General features: G+C 60.3%; 13 protein-coding genes. 5 read left to right on the top strand and 8 right to left on the bottom strand.

The window, feature by feature from the left end:
• Positions 1-8: 8 nt before the first annotated feature.
• Both fabG and LCH97_RS16910 read right to left on the bottom strand, forming a co-directional pair.
• A complete protein-coding gene (fabG, locus tag LCH97_RS16915) occupies positions 9-749 on the bottom strand; it encodes a 3-oxoacyl-ACP reductase FabG (protein ID WP_017510080.1) in 741 nt (246 codons plus the stop codon).
• Between the two features lie 397 nt (positions 750-1146).
• On the bottom strand, positions 1147-2778 hold the full coding sequence (locus LCH97_RS16910) for an ABC-F family ATPase (RefSeq protein WP_227302665.1): 1632 nt from the start codon (positions 2776-2778) through the stop codon (positions 1147-1149).
• 170 nt (positions 2779-2948) lie between these two features.
• Between LCH97_RS16910 and dapA the strand changes: the two genes are divergently transcribed.
• Positions 2949-3824, top strand: a complete 876-nt coding sequence (dapA, locus tag LCH97_RS16905) for a 4-hydroxy-tetrahydrodipicolinate synthase (protein ID WP_227302664.1) — start codon at positions 2949-2951, stop codon at positions 3822-3824.
• Positions 3825-3839: 15 nt separating this feature from the next.
• Complete coding sequence (bamC, locus tag LCH97_RS16900) at positions 3840-4952, top strand: outer membrane protein assembly factor BamC (RefSeq protein ID WP_227302663.1); 1113 nt, start codon at positions 3840-3842, stop codon at positions 4950-4952.
• 115 nt (positions 4953-5067) lie between these two features.
• On the opposite strand, the gene hemN is transcribed toward bamC, so the two are convergent.
• Positions 5068-6474, bottom strand: coding sequence for an oxygen-independent coproporphyrinogen III oxidase (gene hemN / locus LCH97_RS16895; protein WP_017510076.1), 1407 nt, complete (start codon positions 6472-6474; stop codon positions 5068-5070).
• A gap of 110 nt (positions 6475-6584) precedes the next feature.
• Here hemN and fnr point away from each other — a divergent pair, with 110 nt between their 5' ends.
• Positions 6585-7325 carry a fumarate/nitrate reduction transcriptional regulator Fnr gene (fnr, locus tag LCH97_RS16890; RefSeq protein WP_026108164.1) on the top strand — a complete coding sequence of 247 codons (741 nt, stop codon included), beginning with the start codon at positions 6585-6587 and terminating at the stop codon, positions 7323-7325.
• Positions 7326-7378: 53 nt separating this feature from the next.
• On the opposite strand, the gene LCH97_RS16885 is transcribed toward fnr, so the two are convergent.
• The 3 genes from LCH97_RS16885 to LCH97_RS16875 are packed head-to-tail and all read right to left on the bottom strand — an operon-like array spanning position 7379 to position 9511.
• A complete protein-coding gene (locus tag LCH97_RS16885) occupies positions 7379-7834 on the bottom strand; it encodes a flavodoxin family protein (RefSeq protein ID WP_227302662.1) in 456 nt (151 codons plus the stop codon).
• A complete protein-coding gene (locus LCH97_RS16880) occupies positions 7831-8688 on the bottom strand; it encodes a DUF1853 family protein (RefSeq protein WP_227302661.1) in 858 nt (285 codons plus the stop codon). The genes LCH97_RS16885 and LCH97_RS16880 overlap by 4 nt, the downstream gene beginning before the upstream one ends.
• Positions 8689-8737: 49 nt before the next feature.
• Complete coding sequence (locus LCH97_RS16875) at positions 8738-9511, bottom strand: RNA methyltransferase (protein WP_227302660.1); 774 nt, start codon at positions 9509-9511, stop codon at positions 8738-8740.
• Between the two features lie 144 nt (positions 9512-9655).
• Here LCH97_RS16875 and LCH97_RS16870 point away from each other — a divergent pair, with 144 nt between their 5' ends.
• A complete protein-coding gene (locus LCH97_RS16870; protein WP_227302659.1) occupies positions 9656-10450 on the top strand; it encodes an inositol monophosphatase family protein in 795 nt (264 codons plus the stop codon).
• 103 nt (positions 10451-10553) lie between these two features.
• Positions 10554-10772 carry a TIGR02450 family Trp-rich protein gene (locus LCH97_RS16865; RefSeq protein ID WP_017510070.1) on the top strand — a complete coding sequence of 73 codons (219 nt, stop codon included), beginning with the start codon at positions 10554-10556 and terminating at the stop codon, positions 10770-10772.
• On the opposite strand, the gene LCH97_RS16860 is transcribed toward LCH97_RS16865, so the two are convergent.
• Both LCH97_RS16860 and LCH97_RS16855 read right to left on the bottom strand, forming a co-directional pair.
• Entirely contained in the window at positions 10767-12059 is a 1293-nt protein-coding gene (locus LCH97_RS16860; protein ID WP_227302658.1) for an HD-GYP domain-containing protein, read from the bottom strand. The genes LCH97_RS16865 and LCH97_RS16860 overlap by 6 nt on opposite strands.
• A 135-nt stretch (positions 12060-12194) precedes the next feature.
• Positions 12195-13226, bottom strand: a complete 1032-nt coding sequence (locus tag LCH97_RS16855) for a CDP-6-deoxy-delta-3,4-glucoseen reductase (RefSeq protein WP_227302657.1) — start codon at positions 13224-13226, stop codon at positions 12195-12197.
• Positions 13227-13248: the final 22 nt, after the last annotated feature.

Genomic DNA, 13248 nt, shown 5'->3' with positions numbered 1-13248 from the left:
GGCCAACCTTACAGTGTCAGGCCACCGGTTACTTCGATGGCAGCACCGTTGATGTAGCTGGCTTCGTCGGAGGCCAGCCAGGCGTACACGTTGGCGATCTCTTCCGGCTGGGCCATACGCTTCATCGGCACCTTGTCTTCCATCGCCTGGATCACTTTTTCCGGCATGGATTTCAGGATAGGCGTGGCCACAAAGCCAGGGCATACGGCGTTGGCTCGAATGCCTTTTTTGCCCAGCTCTTTAGCCCAGGTTTTCACGAAACCGATTACGCCAAACTTGGAGGCAGCGTAGTTGGTCTGGCCAAAGTTGCCATACACACCCACTACCGACGACGCGTTCAGGATCACACCGGCACCTTGTTCGATCATGGTATCCACCACGGCCTTGGTGCAGTTGTAAACGCCCTTCAGGTTGATATCGATAACCTTGTCGAACTGGTCTTCGGTCATCTTGATCAGCTGGGCATCCATCACGATACCGGCGTTGTTCACCAGTACATCGATACGGCCAAACTGGGTTTTCAGCGCGCCAACCATGTCGGCAATCTGGGCACGGTCGGTCACGTCCACTTTGTAACCTACCGCTTCACCACCGGCGGCCTTCAGTTCTTCTACCACCGCATTAACGGCATCCAGGTTGATGTCGCACACGGCAACGATCGCGCCTTCTTTGATGAATTTTTCGGCAGTAGCTTTACCGATACCGCTGGCACCACCGGTAATGATGGAGACTTTCCCTTTCAAGCGCATAATTCTTCCTTTGCATTCAGTTGCAGGCGACCCGATTGTCGACCGGATATTGCTCCACCACCGACCCTCAAGGCCGAGTCCCTGTTTTTATTGTCTGTCTTGTCTTGTTATGCCGGTTGTGCTGCCGCATTTTGCAGCGCACAACCATCTTGCGCTGCAATATAACGCAAGCGCTCGCCGGCGGTAAAGCAAACGCTCTATAGACTGTCATCAGGGCTGGCACGGCTGTGGCGCGATTATCGCAATGCAAAAAAAACCACCTAAAAAACAGCCACTTGTCGCCAGAGGCCACGAACACCACACCCGCGCACAAGCCAGGCTTAGCAACAAACACACCCTGTGTGCATGAAAAAAGGCAGCCGTGGCTGCCTTTTTGTTTGCATCAGGCCGTGCCGGCTTACTCCAGGCCTTTGCTGGCCAGGTAGTCTTCGTAGTTGCCGGTGTAGTAGTCAAAACCGCCTTTGCCATCCAGCTCCAGAATGTGGTCGGCCAGCGAGCTCACGAACTGACGGTCGTGCGAGACGAAAATCAGGGTGCCTTTGTACTTTTCCAGCGCCATGTTCAAGGCTTCGATCGACTCCATATCCATATGGTTGGTCGGTTCATCCATGATCATCACGTTCGGCTTTTGCAGGATCAGCTTGCCGTACAGCATGCGCCCTTTTTCACCACCAGACAGCACACGTACCGGCTTGTCCACGTCGTTGCTGCCAAAGAGCAGGCGGCCCAGCGTACCGCGAATGATCTGCTCGTCGTCACCTTCCTGGCCCCATTCGCGCATCCAGTCGGTCAGCGTGCTATCGCTGGCGAACTCGGCTTCGTGATCCTGGGCAAAGTAGCCCACTTGCGCTTTTTCAGCCCACTTGATCTGGCCGTAATCGGCAGTAATGCCTTCAGCCAGCGACGGCTCGAATGCACCAGCCAGCAGTTTCACCAGCGTGGATTTACCGGCACCGTTCGGGCCGATGATGGCCAGGCGTGCGCCGGCTTCCAGGATAAAGCTCAGGTCTTTCAGCAAGACCTTCTTGTCGTAGGCCTTGTTCAGGCTGTCGACTTCTACGGCCTGGCGGTGCAGCTTGAACTTGTCGTCCATTTCAAAGCGGATGAACGGGCTCTGACGGCTGGATGGTTTCACCTCCACCATATCTGCCTTCAGCTTATCGGCCTGTTTCAGGCGGCTGGTGGCCTGACGGGCCTTGGACTTGTTGGCCGAGAAACGCGCCACAAACTCGTGCAATTCCTGGATACGCTCTTTGGCCTTGCTGTTGGAAGCCAGCTGGCGCTCGCGGGCCTGGGTGGACGCGATCATGTAGTCGTCGTAGTTACCCGGGTAGATGCGGATGGTGTTGTAGTCCAGATCGGCCATGTGGGTGCACACCGAGTTCAGGAAGTGTCGGTCGTGCGAAATGATGATCATGGTAGCGTTGCGCTCGTTCAGCACGTGCTCCAGCCAGCGGATGGTGTTGATGTCCAGGTTGTTGGTCGGTTCGTCCAGCAGCAGGATATCCGGGTTGGAGAACAGCGCCTGAGCCAGCAGCACGCGCAGCTTCCAGCCTGGGGCCACTTCGCTCATCGGGCCGAAGTGCTGCTCTACCGGAATACCCACACCCATCAGCAGCTCGCCGGCGCGCGCTTCGGCGGTATAGCCGTCGTACTCGGCGAACTTGGCTTCCAGCTCGGCCGCGTGCATGTAGTCGTCTTCGGTGGCTTCCAGGTTGGCGTAGATGGCATCACGCTCGCTCATGGCCGCCCACATTTCGGTATGACCTTGCAGCACCACATCGATTACACGCTGATCTTCGTAAGCAAACTGGTCCTGACGCAGCTTACCCAGACGCAGGCCGTTTTCAATGGCCACTTCGCCACTGGTCTGCTCCAGGTCGCCACCCAGAATTTTCATGAAGGTCGATTTACCGGAGCCGTTGGCACCGATCAGGCCATAGCGGTTGCCCTCGCCAAACTTGACCGAAACTTTGTCGAAAAGCGGCTTGGCGCCGAACTGCATGGTAATGTTGCTTGTCGTAATCACGCGGATAATTCCTCTGCCAGTCTCTGAATGTGTACCGGAAAACCGTGTATTTTAGCACAAAAACCCTTGCAATCAGCGTGTTGCGGCCAACGTGCATTGCTTGCGCCGCAATAGCGGAATTCCGCTACAATCAAACACCTTACTTAATCCATTACATATAGGCAGAAGCTATGCTTACCGGCAGCCTTGTTGCTCTGGTCACCCCGATGTTCGAGGACGGCCAGGTCGATTTCGAATCGCTCAAACGTCTCGTAGACTTTCACATCGATAACGGTACCGACGGCATTGTGGCCGTGGGCACAACCGGCGAATCCGCCACGCTGGGCGTGGAAGAACACATCAAGGTGGTTGCGGCTGTAGCCCAGCATGCCGCCGGCCGCGTGACCGTGGTTGCCGGCACCGGCGCCAACTCCACCGCCGAAGCCATCGAACTGGCCCAGCTGGCCAAACAGGCTGGCGCCAGCCACAGCCTGTCCGTGGTGCCTTACTACAATAAGCCCACCCAAGAAGGTATCTACCAGCACTACCGCACCATTGCCGAGGCGGTAGACCTGCCGCTAATCATGTACAACGTGCCAGGCCGTACCGTGGCAGACATGAGTAACGACACCGCACTGCGTCTGGCGCAAATCGACAACATCGTCGGCTTGAAAGACGCCACTGGCGACATCGGCCGTGCCTGCGACCTGGTGTTGCGTGCCCCGGCCAACCTGGCGCTGTACTCCGGCGACGACGCCACCGGCATGGCTTTCATGCTGTGCGGCGGCCACGGTGTGATTTCGGTTACCGCCAACGTAGCGCCCAAACTGATGAGCCAGCTATGCAAGGCATCCCGAGCCGGTGACACCATCGCAGCCCGCGCCATCAACGACCAGCTGCAAGGCCTGCACAAGCAGCTGTTCTGCGAGCCTAACCCTATCCCCGCCAAGTGGGCGCTACATCGCCTCGGCCTGATGCCGGCTGGCCTGCGCCTGCCGCTGACTCCGCTGAGCCAGGGTGCCGTCGCCACCGTCGAAGCCGCCATGAAACAGGCCAATGTCCTGTAAACCATGAAGCCAGCAATGAACAAGACACTGATCTCCGGCCTGCTGTGCGCAGGCTTGCTGAGCGCATGCGCCAGCAGCAACCCCGACCTGAGATACGAATTCAAGTCGGATAGCCCGAAACCCAAATCCACGCTGGAAGTGCCGCCCGACCTGAGCGCGCCTGCCCAGCAAGACCGCTACCCTATTCCCCAGGTAAATACGGGCAGCAGCAGCCAGGCCACAGCGGCAAATACTGCTGCGACACCTGCCGCCCAGGCTCCTGTGGCCAAGAACGCTGCTGTTGAGCGTGCCGGCACCCAGCGCTGGGTCAGCATTCCGGGCAAGAGCCCGGCCGAAGTATGGCCACTGCTGAAAGCTTTCTGGCTGGATAACGGTTTCGTCATCCAGAACGAAGAAGCCGATATCGGCTACATGGAAACCGACTGGGCGGAAAACCGCGCCAAGCTCGGCGCTACCACTGTACGCGGCCTGCTGGAAACAGTGGGCCTGGGTAGCGTGTTCTCTACACCGGAGCGCGACAAATTCCGTATCCGCATCGAGAAAACGGCCAACGGTACCGATGTCTTCTTCAGCCACCGCGGCATGTACGAGATCTACATCAACGAGGCCAAGGAAGAAACCCGCTGGCAGCCTCGCCCGACCGACCCGGAAATCGAAGCCGTATTCCTGAGCCGCTTCCTGGTGCGCCTGGGCATGGATGAAGCTACCGCGGCCAAAACCGTACGCCAGGAACAAGCTGCCACCACAGCACGCGCACGCCTGGTAAAAGGCGGCATCGAGCTGGACGACAGCTACGACCGCGCATGGCGCCGTGTCGGCCTGGTGCTGGAACACAACGGCCTGGCCATTACCGACCGTGACCGCACGCTGGGTGCCTACTTCGTGAAGCCAGGCAGCGATGACGTGCAAAAAGCCAACGCGCAAAGCAGCGGTGGCCTGTTCTCCAAGCTGGCTTTCTGGAAAGACAGCAAGCCGGGTGACCAGGCCAGCGTGCCAAACCTGCGCGTACAGCTGACCCGCCAAGGCGAACAGCAAGTACGTGTAGAGCTGCGCACTGCCGACAATGCCGTAGTCACCGACAAGGGCCTGGAAGCCCTGCTGCAGCAGATGGTTAACGAGCTGAAATAAGCCGTATACCCCGCCTGCCAGCCCGCCCTCTGTGGCGGGCTTTTCATTGTGCTGGCCCATAAAAAAGCCGACAGCCCCATCCGGGGCTGTCGGCTTTTATCTTGCCAGGGCTGGCTCAGATGGTTTTGGAATAGCGCGCCTTGGTTTCACGCTCGCGCAGATGACGGTCGAAAATCATCGCGATATTGCGAATCAGGAAGCGCCCCTTGGGTGCCACCATCAGGAAGTCACCATCAAAGGTCAGCAAACCTTCGCTCTGGAAAGCACGGATCTGCGGCAGCTCGACGGCAAAATAATCGGCAAAATTGATAGCAAAAGTCTGTTCTATCGCCTCTATCGACAAAGAGAAGCGGCACATCAGCGCCTGGATCACGCTACGGCGCAAGATGTCATCCTGCGTCAGCGTCATGCCGCGCAGCACTGGCAGGTGGCCGGCGTCCAGCGCGGCGTAATACGCATCCAGCTCTTTTTCGTTCTGCGTATAACAGGGGCCAACCTTGCCAATGGACGACACGCCCAGGCCGATCATGTCGCAGTCCGCGTGGGTAGAGTAGCCCTGGAAATTGCGTTGCAGGCGGCCCTGCTGCAAGGCACGGGTGAGCTCGTCGTCCGGCTTGGCAAAGTGGTCCATGCCGATAAACACGTAACCGGCCTCAGCCAGCTGCTGTACCGAGTTCTGCAGGATGTCCAGCTTGGTAGCCGACGAGGGCAAATCCGCCTCGTTGATGCGGCGCTGTGGCATGAATACCGTGGGCAGATGCGCGTAGTTGTACAGCGCGATGCGGTCTGGCGACATGGCAATCACGCGGCTCACCGTGTTTTCCAGCGAATGCGCCGTCTGCTTGGGCAGACCGTAAATCAGGTCTACGCTAATCGACTTGAAGCCGGCTTCACGCGCGGCATCCATCACCACACGGGTTTCTTCCTCGCTCTGGATGCGGTTCACCGCTTCCTGCACCACAGGGTCAAAATCCTGGATACCGATACTCATGCGGTTGAAACCCAGCCGTGCCAGGTGCAGGACCGTGTCGCGGCCAACCTTGCGCGGGTCGATTTCGATAGAAAACTCGCCTTCCGGCAACAGCTCGAAGTGCTGGCGGATAATGCCCATCACGCGGTCAAGCTGCTCGTCGGACAGGAAGGTGGGCGTACCGCCACCAAAATGCAGCTGGATCACTTTTTCACGGCTGCCCAGCTTTTCGGCCACCAGACGGATTTCCTTCTCCAGGTAATCCAGATAAGCGTCGGCGCGGGTCTTGTCTTTGGTAATGATCTTGTTGCAGCCGCAGTAGTAGCAAATGGTGTTGCAAAAAGGGACATGCACGTACAGCGAGATGGGCCGATGGTTGGCGCCAATCGCACGATGGGCCAGCCATTGCTCGTAATCACTCACCCCGAAGCCGGCATGAAAGCGGTCGGCAGTCGGGTAGGAGGTGTAGCGCGGGCCTGAACCTTCCAGCCTTTCGATGAGTTCTCTATCGAATACACACTGCGTCGGCGTGAAATTTATAGTGGGTGTCATAATTAATCTGGTTGGAAAACCGGTGGTGGGCTGGTAAATTTGCGCAATTGCCACTTTTTCTGCTTTGACGCGTATCAAGCAAGCCCGCTTGCTTGGCGAAAACCTACTCTATGACTGACCACACACACTCTTTGCACGCACTAAAAGTGTCGTGCTCCAACTGCAGCCTGCGAGAACTGTGCCTCCCACTGGGCTTGAACCGCGATGAGATGGCGCAACTGGACGCCGTGATCCGTCAAAGCCGACGCTTGAAACGTGGCGAGTACCTGTTCCGCTCTGGCGAAGGTTTCCGCTCGCTGTACGCCGTGCGTACCGGCTACTTCAAAACCTGTGTTTCGAGCCAGGACGGCCGCGAACAGGTTACCGGCTTTCACATGTCGGGCGAGCTGATGGGCCTGGACGGCATTTCGTCCAACCTGCACGGCTGCGACGCCATTGCACTGGAAGACAGCGAAGTATGCGAGCTGCCGTTCAACCGCATGGAAACCCTCGGCCGTGACATCCCCAGCCTGCAGCACCACTTTTTCCGCCTGATGAGCCGTGAGATCGTGCGTGATCAATCTGTCATGTTGCTGCTTGGCAACATGAAGGCTGAAGAACGCCTGGCAGCATTTCTGCTGAACTTGTCACAACGCCTATCAGCCCGTGGCTTTGCGGCCAACGATTTCATCCTGCGCATGAGCCGCGAAGAAATCGGCAGCTTCCTGGGGCTGAAACTGGAAACGGTCAGCCGTACCCTGTCCAAATTCCAGCAACAAGGCTGGCTGGTGGTAGACCATAAACATATCCAGCTGGTGAAGCCGGAAGAACTGAAGCAGCTGGTAGCAGGCTGTTCGCAAGCCCAGCACTAAGCCGCCCACGCACTGAATGCCCAACGCCCCGTCACGGGGCGTTTTGTTTGTGGCTACAGCATGCCGATAGACAGCGCGGCCGCCAGGGTGGCGCCCAGCTCGGCCGCAGCGGCCAGGTCAGCAGCCTGTGGCACCCCGCGTACCAGCAGCGGCGGATAGGCCTGCCGCCAGCCGTAGCCACGGGCAATGCGCTCTATGGCCTGCTGTGCACCCAGGCCATCGTTGCCGGCGCTGATCAGGATAGCGTACGGCAGGCCGGCCACCTTGCCCTGCGCCGGGTAATAGGTGCGGTCGAAGAAATCTTTCAGTGCGCCGGCCATGTAGCCAAAGTTCTCCGGCGTGGCCAGCAATAGCGCATCGCAGCCCAGCAATTCGTCCATGCCGGCTTGCAGGGCGGGCATGACGCGCACCGTCACGCTACTTTCCTGCATCGCCACCGCGGCTGCCGCCTTGGCCAGCTGCAAAGTATTGCCGGTTTGGCTGCTCCACAGCACCAGGAGTGTCTTCATGCGGCCAACCTTGGCAGCAAGGTGCCCAGCAGCTCTGGCGCTGGCCAGCTGTCTGGCACCACAAAGCCACGCGCCACCTCCTGCCACACCCCATGATCATCCGGCAACAACTCGGCCAACAGCCAGGGTCCTTCCGCCTGCGCCAGTTGCGCACGCATGGCAGCCAGGCTCTGCGTTGCCGCTTCATCTGCTTGCGCCGGGCTCAGCCATTGCAAGCGCGGCAGCGCCAGCCAGCGGCTATGCGGGTGCTGCTGCGGCCAACTATCCTGCCGCCGGCACCACCAGCCGCGGCAAGCGGCAGTATTGATAGCAGGATGCGTGGGTGCCGTATCGGCGGGGAAGAACAGCCAGCCGCTCAGGCGGCTGCTGGCAGTAAGCTGCGCGAAACCATCCGGCAACCTGGCTGCGGGGTGCTGCGCCAAGGTGAGCTGGCTGGCCAGCTTGCGGTATTTCAGCCACCAGGCATCACGCAGGCCCGGCCCCACCAGCGCGTGCGGGGCGCTATCGAGCTGCAGGTAGAATTTGCTGGCGGCTTCCAGGTGGCAAGGCTCGCCATCAATGCGCAGCAGAAAGTCGAATTCGCCTACCGTTAACGTGCCATCGCGTACCGGCAGGTTGGCCGCGACCAGCTCGATGTGTGGCGCCTGGCTGAACCAGTACCCCAGCAGTGCTTCGGCGTATAGCCCCAGGCGGCGCGTAGGGCGGGCTGCCAGCCACGCCAGCAGCGGGGTGGGGTCAGCATCCAGCGCCAGCAGCTGCGGCCAACCTTGCGGCCCTAGCAGGCGCTGGCGGCTGATTTCCACCCCGCTGAGCCAGGGCGGCGGCGCGGTCAGCAGGTAGGCCAGGTCGCGCACCGCGCAGGCTGCGCAACTGCGCACATTGCAGCAAGCCGGGCAGCATGGTTTATTCGCCCTGCTTGTCGCGCGGTGGCAGGCTGCCATCGGCGACACGCTGCACCTGCTTGAAAAAGCCGCGCAGAATGTCGATTTCCTCGCGCAATACGCCTGCGCGGTTGAACAGCGCGCGCATGCGGCGCATCAGACGCTCGCTGTTGCGCCGCTCGTAGTAGCCGATGGCTTCCAGCGTGTTGTCCAGGTGGCCGCACATGCTTTCTACCTCGGCCATGCTGGCGGCCTCGCCTTCCGCTTTCAGGTAGTTCACGTCCACGCCGGTGTGGCTGAACAGCTCGTAGGTCATCACCTGCACCGCCATGGCCAGGTTCAGCGAGAAGTAGTCCGGGTTGCCCGGCACGGTCACCAGGCGGTTACACATTTCCACCTCTTCGATCGACAGGCCGAAGGTTTCGTTGCCGAACACCAGCGCCACCTGCTCGCCGTCGCGTGCCCGCGCGATCAGCTCCGGCGCGGTCTCGCGCGGGGTGGACAGCGGGGTGGTGAGCTCGCGGCGGCGGCTGGTCAGCGCGCAGGCCACTGTCACATCCGACAGCGCTTCGGTGAGGCTACTCACGACGGTAGCGTGCTCGAGTACGTCTACCGCACCCGAGGCCAGTACATTGGCCTCTTCGCTGGGAAACACTTTCGGTTCAACCAGATACAAGCGGGTCAGACCCATGGTTTTCATGGCCCGTGCCGCCGAGCCGATATTGCCCGGGTGGCTGGGGCGCGCCAGCACGACGCGAATGTTCTTTAAAAAATCAGGTACTTGGGGTTTATTCATCGGGTAATTTTGAGTAGAATCGCGGGCTATTCAAAAACACCGCTGCGAAAGCGGTGTTTATCGTTCCTTAACCCAGACAGTTTACGACAAGCGCGCACCCCACGAAGGGGCTGCGCTTGTTTTGTATGATTTTAGAGGCCGTCAATGCATCCAATGCTCAATGTCGCGGTAAAAGCCGCTCGCCGTGCAGCCAACGTTATCCAGCGTGCATCGCTGAACCTGGATACCGTGCGTGTTGAAAAGAAAAAACACAACGACTTCGTGTCCGAAGTTGATCAAGCTGCCGAACAAGCCATCATTGATGTCATTCTGGATGCCTATCCGAAGCATGCGATTCTAGCAGAAGAGTCCGGCGGCCGCGGTCTGGGCACCTCCGAGTACGAGTGGATCATCGACCCGATCGATGGCACCACCAACTTCATCCACGGCCATCCGCAATACTGCATTTCCATCGCGCTGGCACACCGCGGCCAGATCCAGCAGGCTGTGGTTTACGACCCGAACCGCAACGATATGTTCACCGCCAGCCGTGGCGTGGGCGCGTTCCTGAACGACCGTCGTATCCGCGTCTCCAAACGCATCAACATGAACGAATGCCTGATCGCCACCGGTTTCCCGGTAGTAGACCAGAGCATGCTGGACACCCATCTGGCCATCCTGAAAGACGTGATCGGCAAAACCGCCGGCGCCCGTCGTGAAGGCTCTGCCGCACTGGACCTGTGCAACGTGGCCTGCGGCCGCGTGGATGGTTTCTTCGAATTCAACCTGAAGCCATGGGACATCGCTGCGGGTAGCCTGATCGTGCAAGAGGCTGGCGGCATCGTCACCAATATGCACGGTGAAGACGGCTGGTTCGAAAGCGGCGACATCGTGGCTGCCCCGCCAAAAGTACTGGGCCAGCTGCTGCCGCTGATTGCCCCGCACGTGAAGAGCGCCTAAGTCGCCCTTATCCGTAAACGCCCCCGCGCTGCCTGCAGCCGGGGGCGTTGTCGTTACGGGAACCACCCGGACTTCGCCTTATCGAAACCAGCAAGGAGGCCCCATGCCGGTGAACCATAAAAAACTGCAAGGCAGCAAATGGACTGCTGTCACCCCGCGCGAGCGCGAAAAACACTTTCTGGTGGTGAAGGTGGAATACGACGCCGACGACGCGCAGAAACCGCTGCGCGTCACGCTGGAGGCGGTGCTATCGCGCCGCCACTTCACCCTGCCCTGGCGCGAGCTGGGCGACACGGCACAGTGGCAGCCAGGCTGGCTATAAGCCGGCCGTTACCGTTTTGCTGGTCAGGCCAAGAAACAGCACGACCAGCGGCTCGAACAGCTCGGATTCGGCTGCGGCCAACTTCAGGCGCTGCCGGGTCAGGTCGCGCGACAGGTGGCGCGACAGCCAGTTGGTTTCGTTGATCACCCACGCCAGCTCCTGCCACAGCGGCTCGTGGCCCTCGCCTTCGGGCGCGTGCTTGGTCAGCATGTCCAGCCCAACACTATTGAACGCGCGCTGGATGCTGTTGAGCCGCATCGCCAGGTGGCCAAAAAGCTGCCAACCGGCTTCGCCCATTGTCTGCGACTCGATGTGCTGCATCACTTCGTGCACCCGTGCAAAACGCAGCAGCAGCTGGTGCAGCGACGACTGCAGCGCGTCTACCGGCTGTAACAAGCCGCTTTCGCGCGGCAAGCGCGCTGCCCGTAGCTGGGCAGGCACCCGCACCGCCGCCGAAAACTGGCCGGGCAACAATTTCAACGCCACTTGCAGCTGCCCCACCGGCTGGCGGGCGTGCTCGAAGATACCGGCCGCCATCTCGGCCAGCGCCAGTACCTCGGCGTTGTGGCCCACCGCCTCGCCACGCAATTGCCGCGGGTAGCCGCTGCCGTCCACCCGCTCGTGGTGCTGCAAGATCAGGTTGGCCACCTCCGGCGGCACGGCGCGTAGCTCGCTGGCCCACACATAACCGATGAGCGGATGGGCATCGAACTGGCGCCAGGCGTCGGCCGACAGCGGCCCGCCCTGCTGCCAGATAGCGGGGTCCAGATACAAATAGCCCACATCGTGCAGCAAGCCGGCCACCAGCAGCAGCTGGGCATCGCGTGGCGACGGCGCCAGGCTCCACGCGAGTGCGGCCACGCGCAGGCTGTGGCGGAACACGTCGGGAAAGCGGTTGGCGATCAGCTGCAGAGCCTGTGCAGCCAAGGGGGGCAAGGACAGCACCACCAGCTCGCGTTGCAGCGCGCGCTGGCCCTGCTCCAGCCAGGCGGCCAGCAGCGGGTCGTCGGCCAGCAACTGCTGCATCCCCTCGCGCAGGTGCGCCAGCAAGCTGGAGGTATCGACCTGCAGCTGGGTTTCCAGCGGCTGGCGCAAGCGGTGATTGGCCAGCAGCTCGCTGCTGCGGCTATCGATACGGGCACCACGCGCCAGCAGCTTGGTACCGTTGGCCGCCAGGATATCCTGGCTGGCATGCACGGCGACCTGCTTGTCTGCTGACTGCAGGTTGGCCAGGAAATGCTGGTTGACACTTTCCAGCGTCAACAGTGAATCTGACTCGCGATGCATGTCATTCGCCCGATTTTCCGCAACTATTCAATAAAGCAAACTTTTAGACAGTCGCCCAGCGAAATATCGTTTCCATGACAAAGCCCCGGTGGGCACGGGGCCGACCGGGGCTGCTGCATACGCACGGCAAGCTGCTTACTTGCTGGCGCTACCCATGTCCTTGGACAGGAAGAAAGCATCCGAGAAGAACTCGTCTGCCGGCAAGCTGCGCTCGCCGATAAAGGCAGTATGCGCGGCCTCTACCATCACCGGCGCGCCGCAGGCGTACACCTGATAACCGGCCAGGCTATCGAAGTCGTCCAGCACCGCCTGGTGCACGAAGCCGGTGCGGCCCAGCCAGTTGTGCTCGGGCAGCGCGTCCGACACCACCGGGATAAAGGTGATGTTGGCGTGCTGTGCCTGCCACTGGCCTGCCATCTCGGCCAGGTACAGGTCGGCCGGGGTGCGGGCGCCCCAGTAGAACACGATGGGGCGGTTAATGCCCTGGTGAATGGCGTGCTCGATAATGCCCTTGATCGGGGCAAAGCCGGTACCGCTGGCCACCATGATGATGGGCTTATCGGAATCTTCGCGCAGGAAGAACGAGCCCAGCGGGCCCTTGAAGCGCATAATCTCTTTCTCTTTCATGGTGTTGAACACGTAGTCGGAGAACGAGCCGCCAGGCTGGTGGCGGATATGCAGCTCGATGAACGCGTCGTCGTGCGGTGCGTTAGCAATGGAGAAGCTGCGCTTCTTGCCGTCTTTCATCAGGATATCGATGTACTGGCCAGCCTTGAATTGCAGGCGTTCGGACACCGGCAGCTTCAGCTTCAGCACGGCCACGTCGTGGATCTTGTCGATTTTTTCCACGCGGCACGGCAGGGTCTTGATCTGGATATCACCGACACCCGCTACTTCGCGCGCCTCGATGGTCAGGTCGCCCTTGGGTTTGGCACAGCAGAACAGCGCCATGCCCTGGGCACGATCAGCGGCCGACAGCGCCTTGTCCTGCGCACCGCCGTGTTCTACCTCACCCTCTACAACCTTGCCCTTGCAAGCGCCGCAGGCACCATCGCGGCAGCCGTACGGCAGGCCGACAGACTGGCGCAATGCCGCTTCCAGAATGGTTTCATGCGCTTCTACGCCAAAAGAATGGCCGCTTGGAAGCACCTTTACCTGACACGTCATCTTCTTCCCTTAAACTTCGCTA

Source organism: Vogesella sp. XCS3, assembly GCF_020616155.1.
Lineage (GTDB): Bacteria > Pseudomonadota > Gammaproteobacteria > Burkholderiales > Chromobacteriaceae > Vogesella.
Note: the sequence above shows the minus strand (reverse complement) of the source record. Positions and strands in the feature narration are given on the sequence as shown.